Source organism: Tenacibaculum lutimaris, assembly GCF_003610735.1.
In the GTDB taxonomy this organism is placed as follows: Bacteria; Bacteroidota; Bacteroidia; order Flavobacteriales; family Flavobacteriaceae; genus Polaribacter; species Polaribacter lutimaris.
The window spans coordinates 38,126-53,187 of record NZ_RAQM01000008.1 but is presented as its reverse complement, the minus strand read 5'-3'; the positions used below and the strand labels follow the sequence as shown (position 1 = coordinate 53,187).

Annotated in this window: 12 protein-coding genes; 3 read left to right on the top strand and 9 right to left on the bottom strand. The window is 30.5% G+C overall.

The window, feature by feature from the left end; all coding sequences use genetic code 11:
- Nucleotides 1-136: 136 nt before the first annotated feature.
- Nucleotides 137-2,260 carry a response regulator gene (locus C8N26_RS06640; protein WP_120186584.1) on the top strand — a complete coding sequence of 708 codons (2,124 nt, stop codon included), beginning with the start codon at nucleotides 137-139 and terminating at the stop codon, nucleotides 2,258-2,260.
- Between the two features lie 31 nt (nucleotides 2,261-2,291).
- Here C8N26_RS06640 and C8N26_RS06635 read toward each other — a convergent pair whose 3' ends face one another.
- Nucleotides 2,292-3,914 carry an ABC-F family ATP-binding cassette domain-containing protein gene (locus C8N26_RS06635; RefSeq protein ID WP_028892118.1) on the bottom strand — a complete coding sequence of 541 codons (1,623 nt, stop codon included), beginning with the start codon at nucleotides 3,912-3,914 and terminating at the stop codon, nucleotides 2,292-2,294.
- Between the two features lie 177 nt (nucleotides 3,915-4,091).
- Between C8N26_RS06635 and C8N26_RS06630 the strand changes: the two genes are divergently transcribed.
- Together C8N26_RS06630 and C8N26_RS06625 are read left to right on the top strand one after the other, a co-directional pair.
- Entirely contained in the window at nucleotides 4,092-5,453 is a 1,362-nt protein-coding gene (locus C8N26_RS06630; protein ID WP_120186582.1) for a hypothetical protein, read from the top strand.
- Between the two features lie 124 nt (nucleotides 5,454-5,577).
- Entirely contained in the window at nucleotides 5,578-7,386 is a 1,809-nt protein-coding gene (locus C8N26_RS06625) for a DEAD/DEAH box helicase (protein WP_028892120.1), read from the top strand.
- A gap of 71 nt (nucleotides 7,387-7,457) precedes the next feature.
- On the opposite strand, the gene C8N26_RS06620 is transcribed toward C8N26_RS06625, so the two are convergent.
- From C8N26_RS06620 to C8N26_RS06590, 8 genes are all read right to left on the bottom strand, one after another.
- Nucleotides 7,458-8,288 (bottom strand): prohibitin family protein, encoded by an 831-nt coding sequence (locus C8N26_RS06620; RefSeq protein WP_211327790.1) that lies wholly within the window; start codon nucleotides 8,286-8,288, stop codon nucleotides 7,458-7,460.
- Nucleotides 8,289-8,323: 35 nt separating this feature from the next.
- Nucleotides 8,324-9,232, bottom strand: a complete 909-nt coding sequence (locus C8N26_RS06615) for a cation diffusion facilitator family transporter (protein ID WP_120186580.1) — start codon at nucleotides 9,230-9,232, stop codon at nucleotides 8,324-8,326.
- A 69-nt stretch (nucleotides 9,233-9,301) separates the two neighbouring features.
- Nucleotides 9,302-10,516, bottom strand: coding sequence for a TonB-dependent receptor plug domain-containing protein (locus C8N26_RS13605; RefSeq protein WP_245962535.1), 1,215 nt, complete (start codon nucleotides 10,514-10,516; stop codon nucleotides 9,302-9,304).
- Nucleotides 10,517-10,519: 3 nt separating this feature from the next.
- Nucleotides 10,520-11,455, bottom strand: a complete 936-nt coding sequence (locus C8N26_RS13600) for a TonB-dependent receptor (protein ID WP_245962534.1) — start codon at nucleotides 11,453-11,455, stop codon at nucleotides 10,520-10,522.
- A gap of 98 nt (nucleotides 11,456-11,553) precedes the next feature.
- Nucleotides 11,554-11,892: a hypothetical protein gene (locus tag C8N26_RS06605; protein WP_147418488.1), complete on the bottom strand. Its 339-nt coding sequence runs from the start codon at nucleotides 11,890-11,892 to the stop codon at nucleotides 11,554-11,556.
- Between the two features lie 43 nt (nucleotides 11,893-11,935).
- On the bottom strand, nucleotides 11,936-12,328 hold the full coding sequence (locus C8N26_RS06600) for an acyl-CoA thioesterase (RefSeq protein WP_028892125.1): 393 nt from the start codon (nucleotides 12,326-12,328) through the stop codon (nucleotides 11,936-11,938).
- 66 nt (nucleotides 12,329-12,394) lie between these two features.
- The gene (locus tag C8N26_RS06595; RefSeq protein WP_120186578.1) at nucleotides 12,395-14,413 is read right to left on the bottom strand and encodes a VWA domain-containing protein; all 2,019 of its coding nucleotides are present in this window, start codon (nucleotides 14,411-14,413) and stop codon (nucleotides 12,395-12,397) included.
- A gap of 187 nt (nucleotides 14,414-14,600) precedes the next feature.
- On the bottom strand, nucleotides 14,601-15,008 hold the full coding sequence (locus C8N26_RS06590; protein ID WP_120186577.1) for a group III truncated hemoglobin: 408 nt from the start codon (nucleotides 15,006-15,008) through the stop codon (nucleotides 14,601-14,603).
- Between the last annotated feature and the right edge of the window lie 54 nt (nucleotides 15,009-15,062).

Here is a 15,062-nt window from a genome sequence, read left to right as displayed (position 1 = left end):
AAACACACTCACTATTGTGTCAACCCCAGTAAAACACTTGTTATGAACCTCTTAAAAAACCATACTATTAATAGAATTCATTAAAAAGCTAACTCTTTTACTTATAGATTGATATATTTGAACTTTAATTATTCAAATGGGGAAAATAACTAAACTATATAGTGACATAACTAATATTGGAGTAACAGATAAACTTTCTAAATTAGAAATGAAAAGGGTTCGTTTACTTAATATTTTTATTTCAAATTGGTTTTTGATAGAACTTGTTTTAATTACTGAAGATTATTTAAGTAGAGTGGATCCTTCTTTACAAGTCTTTATACACTCAGGTAGTATTATAGGATTATTAACCACTCTATTTTTACAATATAAACGTAAGTTTTTATTTGCTAGAATCTTGTTTTTCTCGTTAATCCTATACAGTAACTTTATGTTCTGTAATTTTGCTGAAAGAGGTGGTTATATTGAATACTTTTACATTGTTGTACCTGTATTTCTGTTACTTTTTACCAATAACAAATACTTACTTTATAGTGTTTTTATTATTTCTTACTTGCTTTTTGTTATTCCTATACATCTTTTTCCTATTTATCCAGAAGGAACTTTTGGTTCTCCAATACTTATTTTAATTCAGTTTATTATTTTCTTTTTTTTAGTACAGTACTTTAAAAATGCCAATATTAAAAGTGAGGAAATTCTAGAGAATCAACGAAAGCAACTAGAAGAGTTAAATGAGTTTCAATCTCAATTTTTCATCAATGTTTCTCATGAAATTAGAACTCCTCTTACCTTAATTAAAGGTGAAGTGGACCGATTAGAACTTTTAAAGGGCACCACATACGAAAAAGAAGGTTTTGATATTAAAAACCGTTTAAACAAACAAGTTAATAAAATTAAAACCATAGTTGATGATGTACTTGATTTAGCTAAAATGAAGGAGGCCAATTTTAAAATATCGCCTACTCCCTACTTAATAAATAAGTTAATTGATAAACTCTATACCTCTTTTGAACCTTTATGCAACCAAAAAGACATTGTTTTAACTGTTAAAAAAGAAAAAGATGAGTGCTGGGTATCATCTGACATTATTTTTTTAGAAAGAGCGTTAAATAACATTATCCTCAATGCTATTAAATACACTCCTAAAAAAGGAAACATTACAGTTTCTTTAAACAAGCTAAACGGACAAATTATTATCTCTATCAAAGACTCTGGTATAGGAATTTCTGAAAAAGATATTAAACTCATTTATAACCGTTTTTATCAAGTAAAAAATGATATTAATAAAGCTGGAGGTAGCGGTATAGGCTTAGCTTTTAGCAAAGAAATTATTGAGCTACACCAAGGAAGTTTAACTGTAAAAAGTGAATTGGGTAAAGGCAGCACATTTATAATCTCTTTACCAGAAACAACTAAAATTGACAAAGAAATACAACGTGAAAAACCCTCAAAAAAGAATACGCATAAAAGTACTTTAATTTCTAAAGACAAAATTAAACAACCTATATCAGGTCACTATAGAATTCTTATTGTTGATGATAATTTTGAAATGCGAGCTTATTTAAAGAGGATTCTAAGTAATTACACTTGTTTTGAAGCTGAAAATGGAGAAGAAGCTTTAGATTTTCTTTCTAAAGAAAAAATTGACTTTGTTATTACCGATTATATGATGCCTGTAATGAATGGTTTAGCTTTGGTAGAAAACATTAAAAAAAAGAAAATAAATGTTCCTATTTTAATGCTTACAGCCCGTACTGACACTAAAAGTAAATTAGAAGTTCTGAGATTAGGTATTGATGATTATTTAAACAAACCTTTTGAAAAAGAAGAGTTACTTATTCGAATACAAAATGCCTTAAACAATAGCATAAACCGAACAACCTTTATTAAAGAAAATACTATTGAAAAGGAAGAATTGAATGAAAGTAATTTATGGATTAAAAAAGTAGAAGAATTTATTAACAAACAATGTTCTGATCCTAACATGACACAAGAAGACATTGCTCAACATTTTAATACTTCTAGAAGCTCTTTAAACAGAAAAATAAAAGCTGTTACTGGATTAACCCCTAATCAATTTATTACAGAAGTTAAACTACAAAAAGCTCGGATTATCATAGAACAAAATCCTTCTATATTATTAAAAACATTAGCCTTAGAAGTAGGTTACCTGCACACAACGCATTTTTCTAAAATATATAAACAGCGTTTTGGGTTGCTTCCTCTAAATAAAAGCATAATAAAAAAGGAAGCCAATTAGGCTTCCTTTTTATTTTTATAACTTAAAGGAATTAAGAATACATTTGCTCTCTTAATTCTTTTACTTTCGGATCATCTAAATAATCATCAAAAGTTGAATACTTATCAATGATTCCTTTTGGTGTAATTTCTATAATTCTATTAGCAACCGTTTGTGCAAACTCGTGGTCATGCGTGGTAAACAACACAGTTCCTTTAAAGTTAATTAACGAGTTGTTTAATGCCTGAATAGATTCTAAGTCTAAGTGGTTGGTTGGTTCATCTAACATTAAAATGTTAGCTCTAGTCATCATCATACGAGATAACATACAACGTACTTTTTCTCCTCCTGATAATACATTACTTTTCTTTAAGGCTTCTTCTCCAGAAAAAATCATTTTCCCTAAGAAACCTCTTAAGAAAACTTCTTCTCTTTCTTCTTCAGTTTGAGCATATTGACGTAACCAATCTACCAAGTTTAATTCTCCATTTTGAAAATATTCAGAATTATCTGCTGGTAAATATGATTGCGTAGTGGTTACTCCCCAGCTATATTTTCCAGAGTCAGCTTCTTCATTTCCTGAAATTACTTGATAAAATGCTGAAGTAGCTTTTGAGTTCTTCGAAATAATAGCAACTTTATCTCCTCTATTCAAGTTAATATCTACATTCGAAAATAATAATTCTCCTTCTGCATCCTTTTTAGATAAACCTTCAATATTTAAAATCTGATCTCCAGCTTCTCTATCTCTTTCAAAAATAATTGCAGGATAACGACGAGAAGATGGTTTAATTTCATCAACGTTTAATTTTTCAATCATTTTCTTACGAGAAGTTGCTTGCTTAGACTTTGCAACATTCGCAGAGAAACGACGAATAAACTCTTCTAATTCTTTCTTCTTATCTTCTGCCTTTTTGTTTTGTTGTGCTCTTTGTTTAGCAGCTAACTGAGAAGACTCATACCAAAACGTATAGTTACCAGAAAAATGGTTAATCTTTCCAAAATCGATATCAGAAATATGTGTACAAACTGCGTCTAAAAAGTGACGGTCGTGAGATACTACTATTACTGTGTTATCATAATTTGCTAAGAAATTTTCTAACCAAGATATTGTTTCAAAATCTAAATCGTTTGTAGGCTCATCCATGATTAATACATCAGGATTTCCAAATAACGCTTGCGCTAATAATACACGTACTTTTTTCTTAGGATCTAACTCAGATAATAACGTATAATGATCTTCTTCTTTAATTCCTAAGTTTGATAGTAAACTTGCTGCTGATGCATCGGCATTCCATCCGTCCATTTCTTCAAAACGAACTTGTAGCTCTCCAATTTTTTCTGCATTTTCATCTGTATAGTCAGCATACAAGGCATCTATTTCCGATTTAATTTGGTGCAGTTCTTTGTTCCCCATTAATACTGCTTCTAGAGCTGTATATTCATCAAAAGCATAGTGATCCTGCGTTAATACAGACATTCTTTTTCCTGGTTCTAGGTGAACGCTTCCTGATGTTGGATCTTGTTTTCCTGATAAAATCTTTAAAAAAGTAGATTTACCTGCTCCGTTTGCTCCGATAATTCCGTAGCAATTTCCTTGTGTAAACTTTGTATTTACTTCATCAAACAAAACACGTTTTCCAAACTGAACTGATAAATTAGAAACTGATAACATGTATAGTATTTTAAATTCCGTGCAAAAGTATAAAAACTAAAGAGTATAAAAGAATTTGCATGAAAGTTTTTAACACATTACTTTTGAGGCTTTTTAATTCTTTTAACAACGAATTAACAGCCTTATTGTGAAGAGTTCTCTATTTTTGAACATTGATATTTAGGGTAATTTTCAAACATGATTAAGTATTTAATACCTCTCATATTAGTTATATTTATTGGATGTGAAAAATCTGATAATCAAAAGCCTACCTATTTTGGGGGTAAGATTATCAATCCTAAATCTGACTTCGTTATTTTGTCTGACAGCTACGAATTTAAAGACACTATCCCTTTAAATAAGAATAATACATTTTTAGGAACCTATACTAATATTAAGGAAGGATTATATGTCTTTTATCATGGAAATGAACATCAATATGTGTTCTTACAACCTACTGATAGTACCTTAATAAGGTTAAACACTTGGGATTTTGATGAATCTTTAGTTTTTAGTGGTAGTAATGCTGAAAGAAACAATTTATTGATAGATGCTTTCTTACAATATGAACAAGAGGAGAAATCAATTGCTAGGTACTTTCATTTACCTCAAAAAGATTTCACCAACAAAATGGACTCTTTAAAGCAAATTAAGAATGCTATTCTAACAAAGTATGAAGAAAATGATGTAAATCCTTCTGAAAAATTTTCTAAACTTTTAAACATCGCTTTAAACTATCCTATTTATACAAACTTAGAAAAGTATGCAATTAAAAATGCGACTAAAAAAGAACCTGAAACTTTAGCAAACTCTTACTTTAGTTACCGTAATAAGACAAATGTTTGCAATGATTCTTTAATGTTTTTTGGGCCATATTACAGGTTTGTCATTGAAAAAATTTACAGTGATGTGTATCAAAAAAACAGTATTAAAAAACTAGATAACTTTACTGTTGAGCTACTTAACTCTATTAATAAAAACATTGATTCTGAAGAAGTTAAAAACAGATTATTATACAATGCTGTTGTAGGTCACTTTTTTAAAGAGCCTAATTACGAAAAGAAGAATGAAACTTTCTTTACTTTCTTTAAACTTAATACAAACAATGAACAAAAGAAAACAATACAACGTTTAATTAACGATTTAAAACTTTTAAATAAAGGAGAACAACTTCCCTCTTTTGATTTGATTTCAGCAGATGGAGGACTTGTTGATATTAAAAACGTAGCTAAAGGAAAAAATACAGTTGTATTATTTAAAAATTATAAATATGCCTCTGACGACTGGGTATCTTCTAGGTTTAACCACTTAATCAAAAATAACCCTGATGTTAATTTTGTTTTAGTAAACTTATGCGATACCTCTAGAAGGTACACTAAAAACATAGATATTAAGTATCAATATACGCTTCCTGAAGAAAGTCCTACTTGCGAATACTCTTCTAGTAAATTTTCTCGTTTGGTTTTAGTTGATAAAAATGGAATTATCCAGAATGGATATACCAGCTTATCTTCTTCTAATATCAATCAAGAAATCAATAACTTACAAAATTTTAAATAGTTAGCTACTATTCATTTTATTTAGTGTACTTTTGCACCGTCCAAAAAAATCGTACTAAACGATTTAATTAATATTAATTATAGAATTCGCGGAGGGGCATCTGTGGGTTCTCTAAAAACACAGTATGTCAACATTTTTAGATTTAGGTTTACAAGAACCTATCAATAGGGCTTTGACCGATTTAGGGTACGAAAAGCCAACAGTAATTCAAGAGAAAGCAATTCCACAAATCATTTCTTCTACCGAAGATTTAAAAGCATTTGCACAAACAGGAACCGGTAAAACAGCTGCATTCAGCTTACCTATCTTAGAACTTATAGATCAAACGAACGTAAATACACAAGCAATTATCTTGTCTCCTACTCGTGAATTAGCAGTTCAAATAGGAAAGAACATAGAAGATTTTTCTAAATACCTCCCTAACTTAAAAGTAGCAACGGTATATGGTGGTGCTAATATTGAAGAACAAATTAGAAAACTTAAAAAAGGGGTTCAAATTGTTGTAGGTACTCCTGGTAGAACTGTCGATTTAATAAAAAGAAGAGCTTTAAAATTAGGTAATGTACAATGGTTAGTACTTGATGAAGCCGATGAAATGCTTAACATGGGGTTCAAAGAAGAATTAGACCAAGTTTTAGAAGCGACACCTGATAGCAAGCAAACCTTATTATTCTCTGCTACTTTTCCTAGAGAAGTAGAAGCTATTGCAAAAAACTACATGACAAATCCTGTTGAGATTACTTCAGGACAAAAGAACCAAGGTTCAGATAATGTAAGTCATGAATACTATTTAGTAACTGAAAGAACACGTTACCCTGCTTTAAAAAGGGTTGCTGATTTAAATCCAGATATCTACGGAATTGTTTTCTGTAGAACTCGTAGAGAAACACAAGAGGTTGCTAACAACTTAATTAAAGATGGTTACAATGCCGATGCGTTACATGGTGACTTATCACAAGCACAACGTGATTCGGTAATGGAAAAGTTTCGTCAAAAAAACATCCAAATATTAGTAGCAACTGATGTTGCTGCTCGTGGTTTAGATGTTAACAACCTAACACACGTAATTAACCATAAGTTACCAGATCAGATAGAAAACTATAACCACCGTAGTGGTAGAACTGGTAGAGCCGGTAATAAAGGAATTTCAATTGCGTTAGTTACAAAAAAAGAACAAGGTAAATTACGCCCTATTGAGCGTATTATTAAAAAGGAATTCATCCATACTCCTGTTCCTTCTGGTAAAGAAATTTGTCAAAATCAATTATTCCATTTAATTGATAAAGTGCATAATACAGAAGTAAATACTGATCAAATTGAAGGTTTTTTACCTGGTATTTATGAAAAATTAGAAGACTTAACTCGCGAAGAGTTAATTCAAAAATTTGTATCATTAGAATTCAACACTTTCTTATCATACTACGAGAATGCTGCTGATTTAAATAATTTATCATCAAAAGATAACTCAAGAGGTCGTTCTTCTAGCGAGAATATGACACGTTTCTTCATCAATTTAGGGAGAAAAGATCGTTTAAATCCAGCTAAATTAATCGGATTAATTAACGATCAAAATATTGGTGATAAGATTGAAATTGGTGCTATTGATATTTTAGATACTTTCTCTTTCTTTGAAATAGATAAAAACTTCGAAAAAGAAACTTTAGATGCTTTTGCTACTAATGACCCTGATTTTAACGGACGTTCAGTAAATATAGAAATTACCAAAACAGATCGTGGTAACGGAGGCGGTAGAAAACCTCGTAGAAGCGGCGGAGGTAATTTTAGCGGAAGAGGACGTAGAAGTGGTGATAGAAATGACAAACCTACTGATAGTAAAAAAAGTTTTGGCAGAAGGCGTAGTGAAAATAGTACTTCTAGAAGAAGTGATAATAAACCTGCTGCTGGTTTTGGTAGAAAACGCAGAAGAGATTAAAACATAAACAAATCACAATAAAAAAAGCAGCTCAATTGAGCTGCTTTTTTACATAAGACTATTTTATTTTCTTACTGATTCCCTAAAATAATTGGCATTCCACTTTTTCCTGAACCAATAATAACAACTTTACTGTTCTGAGAATTTGCTAATCTATTCGTAGCTTCTATTCCTTTATCTTGTAAAATTTTATCAGTTAATGAAGCACTTAAAATTTTGTTAGCATCTGCTTTACCTTTTGCTTCAATAATTTGTTTTTCTGCTTCTTTTTGAGCTGTAACTAATCTAAACTCATATTCTAATGACTCTTGTTCTTGTTTTAATTTACGCTCAATAGCTTCTTTAATAGTTGAAGGCAATGTTACATCTCTAACAAGAATTTCATTTAACTGAACATATTGAGATTCTAAAATCTTTTTTGTTTCTATAAAAATTTCATCTTGAATAGCATCTCTTTTACTTGAATATAATTGTTCAGGTGTATAACGCCCCACTACACTACGTGCAGCTGAGCGAATTGCAGGCTGAATTACACGTTGTAAATAGTTTTCTCCTAGTACTTGATGTAATTTCCCTAGGTCATTATAAACTGGCTTATACCAAGCTGAAGCATCAATTTTTATCTCCAATCCGTTAGACGATAGCACCTTCATCTTTTCAAAAAGTTCTTGTTGCCTTACTTCATAAACATGTACTTTATTCCAAGGAGCAACTACATGAAAACCTTCTCCTAATGGTGGCTCATCTGTTACAACTCCTCCTCCAAACGTTTTATACAACACTCCTGCTTCACCTGAATTGATTGTTACTGTAGATTTTGCTATAAAAATTATTAAAACAATTACTACAGGTATTAGCATACCGAACTTAGGAAACTTTAACTCTACTTGATTTCTTGTCATTTTTTTTGTGTTTTATACTCTACTCAAATGTACAACTAAATTAAAGAACCACAGTTTTCATATTCACATTCATGAGCTGAGATCTCAAGCTCTAAAGTAATATGCTCTAAATGAAATTCATCGTGTAATAACTTTTTTACCTTTTGTTTAATTTGTGTGGCTTCATCCCAAGAAAAACTGCTTTCTTTTAAAATTAAATGTGCTGTAAAAACATTGTATTCTCCATCCATAGTCCATAAATGACAATCATGTACTCCTTCTACTTCATTTAAAGACAATAAGTTTTTTTTAATATCATCCACAGAAATACCTTCAGGAGTACCTTGCAAAATAATACGCAAGCTTTCTTTTATATTTCTGTATACATTAAACAATACAAAACCTGCAATTGCAATTGATAATACAGGATCTAACACAGGTACATCCCAAAACTGCATTACAATACTTGCTAATAAAACTACAACCCAACCTAATACATCTTCTAATAAATGTAACGATACTACTCGTTCGTTGATCGATGTCCCTTTTTTCAATTTAAAAACAGCTGCTCCATTTACAACAATTCCTAAAACTGCCAGCCACATCATTCCTTTGGCATCAGCACTTTCTGGAGTAATAATTCTTGGAATTGCCTCTTTTATAATAAATACAGAACCTATTACTAATACAATTGAGTTAATAATAGCTCCTAGCAATGAAAATCGTTTATACCCATACGAATATTTTTTTGTCGGTTTTTTTGTCGATTTCTTTTGAAAATACCATGACAATCCTAAACTTAAACTATCGCCTAAATCGTGTAACGCATCTGACATAATTGCCAAACTATTGGTATAAAAGCCTCCTATGAGTTCAATAATTGTAAATGCTAAATTCAAGAAAAAGGCAACGGCTATATTCTCTGTAGAACTTCCGTGTGAATGATGGTGATGGTTGTGTCCCATGTTTTTGTTAATTGACTTTAAATGTATAAAAAAGATGCAAAAAAGAGGAGTTAAAAACTCCTCTTTCTCTTATAACTTCACCAAGATTCCAGCATTAAAAATAAACCCATCAGTTGGTGCCCAAATATCTGTAAAAGAAGGATCGTTATGTGGCGCCTCTATCATATCTTGATAGTTTTGCTGTTTGGTGTCTGTAAAGTTTTCAAAATTAGCATACAAACTAATTTTACCAAACGTTCTCATTACCATAAAGCCCATTGTCCAGTAATCTGGGGTTTTGGTCAAATTGTTTCTCAACTGAGAACTCTTATAATACGCTTCATATCCTATTCGCCATTTATCATGTACTTCGTACATTAACACACCTCCAAAACTATGTTTTGGTGTTAGCGCTTTTTGGTTGTTATTAATTTCTACATTATTATAAGCATAGTTTGTAAACAGTATAAAATCTTTATACTTTAACTTTAAATTAGTTTCTGCTCCATAACTATTTAACGAACTTGAAGCATTTACAAACTCATAATTAGCTCCATTTTCTTGTAATAAAAGTGTATTTTTTAATTGCGTATAAAACACTAATTGATTAAAAGACAGTGATACATTATCATTAAAAATTTTTGTTTTGTAATTTACATCTGCATTAAATCCAATAGAAGTTTCCGCTTCAAAATCGGTAAGGTTAATTGGTATTACATTTTGATATGAACGTAATTCAGCATCTTCTGTAAAAATTGTAGGGATTTTATATCCTAACCCTCCTCCTATTCTACTTGAAACTTTGTCATTATACTTAATAAATAAAGAAGCTCTTGGTAGTACAAATGCTCCGTAATGATCGTTATAATCTGTTCGTAAACCACTTTCTAAAGTTAAACTGTTTGATAATCGCCAGTTATTTTGCGCAAATCCTCCAAAAGCAAACTGCTCGTAGCTTCTATCTAAATCAGTTGTAGGGTTTTCTGTGAAGTTTTCAGTAATAATATTCCCTCCAAAAACCCAGTCAGAGTTCATATTGTATATGTTATATGTAGCTTCAGTAAAAGTAGCCCATTGTTTTCCATCAAATTCATAATCAGGTGAAGTTAAATTTCTTTTAAAATAGCTTACACTGTTTTTAAAATGAAAACTTTTATCTTCTGAAATATCATTAGAATATGACAATTGTGTTGAATAACGTTCCGATTTGTTTTCTTCAAAAAAACTGTGATCAGGAGTCATATTTCCTGCTATTACATCAGTATCTCCACCTATACGATTTTCTATAGTTGTACCAAAATTCAAACGTCACTCTTCTTTTTCATTTGGATAATAAAATAATGACGGATTGATACTAAAACTTCTCACTTTTGGAATATCAGAAAAATGATCGTCATTTACATCGATAGCTTGCTGCCTATTTACAGATCCGTACAAGCTAACTCCAAATTTATTGAAACGTTCGCTATAAAAAGCATTTAAAGTACTTCCGTTACGAGAAGTTTGATCGAACATTAGGCTAATTTCTCGTTCGTCTTTTGGTTTTTTAGACACCAAATTCACCAAACCAGCAATCGCACCTCCACCATATAAGGTAGATGAACTTCCTTTAATAATTTCTACTTGTTGTAAATCTAATGGTGGTATTTGCATAATACTCAACCCACTAGAAAAACCTCCAAATAAAGGAAAACCATCTTTTAACAGTTGTGTAAACCGACCATCTAACCCTTGAATACGTATACTTTGATTGGCTGAATTTGCAGATGTTTGCTGCATTTGTATCCCTGTACTTTCACGTAAAACCATGGCTATATTTGCTGAATTCATAACCGCTTTTTCACCCAATTCTTCAGCTCCTACTACCTCTATTCTAGTCGGAATTTCAGCAATTGCTCTTTTACTTCTTGTTGATTGTATTACAACAGCATCTAGCGTTTCTTCATTTTCATGAAGCTCAATAATTATTTGTTTTTTTGAAGTAGGAAATTGAATTGTTTTTTCTATCGTTTCAAAACCTATAAACGATACTACAAAGGTTTGTTTTCCGTCAGGAATATTATTTATAATTGCAATTCCATCTAAGTTGGTTTCTGCCCCAATAGTTGTGTTCTTCATATAAACTGAAGCACCTACTATAGCCTCTTTTTCATCAGAAATTACTTTAAACTCTACTGAGTTTTGTGCAGTTATTTTAATTGCAGATAGCATAAGAACTACTGCTACTATTATATTTTTTAACATGTGTTATTTTTAAATTAATTATATGTAAGAAGACATCCCTTTATCTAAAAAGATGCTTAGAAGCTTTCTTTTTTGAAAGCGAATACTAAATAATTAATTTAAACTCTAGGTGGCTGGAAAACCCCATTTAAGAAAGAAAAATTATAAGGAATTTGGTAAAAACCAATTGTTTCTCTTATTTCAAAAAAAGGAATAATTTCGAAGAAATATTCAACAGGCACAAATTCTGCCGTAAGATTCACCATCGTACAATGATGATGGTGTTCTTTATTTTTTTCTTCTTCTGTATCATTTTGATGATGTTCATGTTGATGTTCCTCATTTAGTGCATCAAAATGAGCTTCGGTTTCATCTACAAAAACTACTGCATCAGTATGCGCCTGAACTGGAGGAACAATTAACAACAAAGTTAATAATATGATGCAGAAATTTTTCAATACATTAATTTTATAAATACAAAAGTATAAAATTTAAAAGATGTTACTCTTCTTCTAACCTATCTTTAACATATTCAATCTTACTCTTACCATGGGCTAAAGGTTTCCCTTCTTCATCTAAACTTACCATGATAATCTTATCAATTGCAATAATTGTTTTTCTAGTAATCTTATTACGAACCTCACAACTTAAGGTGATAGACGTTGTTCCAAACTTTACTACATCAATTCCTATTTCAATAATATCTCCTTGTTTTGCTGAACTAACAAAATTTATTTCAGACATAAACTTGGTTACTGTTTTTGGAATTTCTAACTGAATAATAGCATATAATGCTACTTCTTCATCAATCCATTGTAATAGCCTACCTCCAAAAAGGGTTCCGTTAGGATTTAAATCTTCTGGTTTTACCCATTTACGTGTGTGAAATCTCATATTTTTTTCTTTTGATACAAATTTCGACAAGAATCTAGCAAAAACCAATTTATATTAATTGGTTTCTTAAATTTTACCATAGTATTTTCTGATAAACCACTCAATACTTAAAAAAGCAACTACTAAAAATAAAATCCATTTCCAGTCGATTAAATTTTGTTCTTTAGTAATTGACTTTTGTGTGGTATAGTACGTTTTATCATTTACCAAATCTTGTAATAATTGATTTATTGTATTCGGATAGAAAACTACTCCGTTTGTTTTAGAAGCTAAAGCCTGCAACTTTTTTTGATTTGCATTCGTAAACTGCTCCTCTATTTGATAATCAGTAATTTTGAACTGCCCATTACTTGTAATATTTTGATTTGCAACAGAAACTTTGTAGGTGTATTCCCCTGACATCAATCCTTCTACTGATACTTGATAGGAATTGTTAACTAACGAAAATGGCAACTTCTTTTGCTCCTTTGTTTCTTTATTTGTTAAGGTTATTTCTAAATTAGCTCTGTTATCAAATTGATAGTTTTTATCAACATAAAAAGCAGAAATAGTGATAGGAGCATTTGCTGGATATAAGCGTTCAGAAGTGACTTCTAATCGTTTTCGCTTTTTATTAGAAGCTAAATACTGTACTAAATTTCCTATAAAGCTATCAAAACTTTCAAAATTTTGTTCTTTTAAAAAACTTGATGCTCTCCATTTCCAAATACCTTCACCAAATAACATAGCATATTTCTTGTCGTTTTCTTCAAAAGTAGACAGCAATGGTTGTGTGGTTTCTACTCCCGCAAATTTCTGATATAATAAATTTTGTGCTTCATTTTTCAACTGTACCTCTCCAAACTTATCTTGTAGCGGAGGAAAATGGTCAAAACCAATATTTTCTTGTAAAAAAGGTAAAAAATCAGCATTGTAAAGAGCACTATACTCTTCTTTTTGATTAATTACTTTCTTTTGAACTCCTAAATTTTGACGGTTGATAAAATTCCAATCTGTTTTTGTTCCTGTTATGATTAAATAATTTGAATTTATTTTATCAAATACATTTTTAAAATAACTAGTAGGCTGATACAACACATATAACTGATAGTCGTCAAATTTTATGTTTTTATCATAAATTAATGAAATATCAACCTTGCGTTGCTTGTTACTTTCAATAGCTTTTTTCAAAGCTCCTAAATCAGGATGTAAAAAAGAACCTAATAATAAAACCTTAGTTTGCTCATCTAAAACTTCTACTGAAAAGCTTTTATAGTTGTTCTTCGTATTTTTTTCATTACTTATTTTACTAATTGACGCCGCATAATACTGTAATCCTTTTGTTTTAGACAACAGGTTAGCGGTAACTGTTTGTGCTGGATTATTAGGAGAAAACTCTAATTGTTTAGAAAACACTTTTTGCCCATTTTGAAGAATAGAAAAAGTAGCATTTACTTTATCTTTTCCTTCGTAATACAGCAAAGCTTCAACTGGAAACTTATTTTGTAAATAGCTGTATTTATTTACGTTTAACTGAGCTATTTGTATGTCTTGATACTGTGTCGTATCACCTACAATTATTGGAAATATTTTGTTTGTTGATGTGGTAAATTCGTAATCATTTCCTTGGGTTTGATTTCCATCGGTTACTAAAATCGTTGTCGAAACCTTCCCTTTATTCAACTCATTAACAGCAGTAATCGCTTTTGATATATTCGTTTGAACTCCAGAAAAAGACAATGTATCTAAAACACTTACCTCTTTGTCAAAAGAAAAATACTGTACATCAAATTTATCTTGAATAGCTTCTTCCTTTTGAATTTCTGACAGTACATTTTTAACATTTTGTTCTTCTTTGAAAAACTGAGTAGACAGCGAATTATCTACCAATACAGATAACACAGGTTTTATGTTTTCTGTTTCAAGAGTTGTTATCTTCGGATTAATCAATAGCAACCCTATTAAAAAGAGACTTAGTGCCTTTAAGCTAAAAAGTATGATATGTACTTTCGGAGTTCTATTTACCTTATAGAAATATTGAAAAAAAGCAATGGCTACGCTTATTAATACGGCTAATACAATGTAAATTATAGTTATCGACTCCACTCAGCTTATTTTAGTATGTGAAGATAAAAATATCTAACAAATAAAAAGGCCTTTTCTTTATTTTCACTTATGACTTTAATCATAAATAACTAGTTATAAACCAAATAAACTTAATTAAGACAATTATTAGTGACTACTAAATATAACCATAGAAAAGTATTTACACTAATTAATACGATAGATTTTACTATGTCGTAGTTGTAGGCTTAGCTTCAAACATTCTAAAAAAGAGCATAGAGGCTATGTTTCGTGCTCTTTCTTTCGCTTCATGTGCTTTTGTTCCGTCAAAAAGTTCGTCTACGGTTTCAAACCACAATTGTAGCCAGCGTCCAAAATGCTCTTGATAAATAGAATACTCAAAATCTCTATCTACATCTTTGTGTGCTTTCATTGGGTTTCCTTTAAACTTTCTAACAAAAAACAAATTCGTTTCCCAAAAATCGGTGAGCTTTTGTAAATGAGGTTCCCAGGTTTCTTCTGGGATTGTTTTTAAAAATATAGGACCTATAAAATCATCCTTTCTAATTTTATCATTATAAAAGGTTGATACTAATGTATACACATCTTCTCTATTTTCTATGTCTCTTTTATCCATTTACAAATCGTTGTTCAAATACACTACAAAAGTATATCTTTATGCTATTGCAAT

Coding starts and splice junctions, on each gene's coding strand:
- C8N26_RS06640 (WP_120186584.1), top strand. CDS start 137: ATGGGGAAAATAACTAAACTATATAGTGACATAACTAATATTGGAGTA.
- C8N26_RS06635 (WP_028892118.1), bottom strand. CDS start 3,914: ATGTTATCAGTTTCTAATTTATCAGTTCAGTTTGGAAAACGTGTTTTG.
- C8N26_RS06630 (WP_120186582.1), top strand. CDS start 4,092: ATGATTAAGTATTTAATACCTCTCATATTAGTTATATTTATTGGATGT.
- C8N26_RS06625 (WP_028892120.1), top strand. CDS start 5,578: ATGTCAACATTTTTAGATTTAGGTTTACAAGAACCTATCAATAGGGCT.
- C8N26_RS06620 (WP_211327790.1), bottom strand. CDS start 8,288: ATGACAAGAAATCAAGTAGAGTTAAAGTTTCCTAAGTTCGGTATGCTA.
- C8N26_RS06615 (WP_120186580.1), bottom strand. CDS start 9,232: ATGGGACACAACCATCACCATCATTCACACGGAAGTTCTACAGAGAAT.
- C8N26_RS13600 (WP_245962534.1), bottom strand. CDS start 11,455: ATGTTAAAAAATATAATAGTAGCAGTAGTTCTTATGCTATCTGCAATT.
- C8N26_RS06600 (WP_028892125.1), bottom strand. CDS start 12,328: ATGAGATTTCACACACGTAAATGGGTAAAACCAGAAGATTTAAATCCT.
- C8N26_RS06590 (WP_120186577.1), bottom strand. CDS start 15,008: ATGGATAAAAGAGACATAGAAAATAGAGAAGATGTGTATACATTAGTA.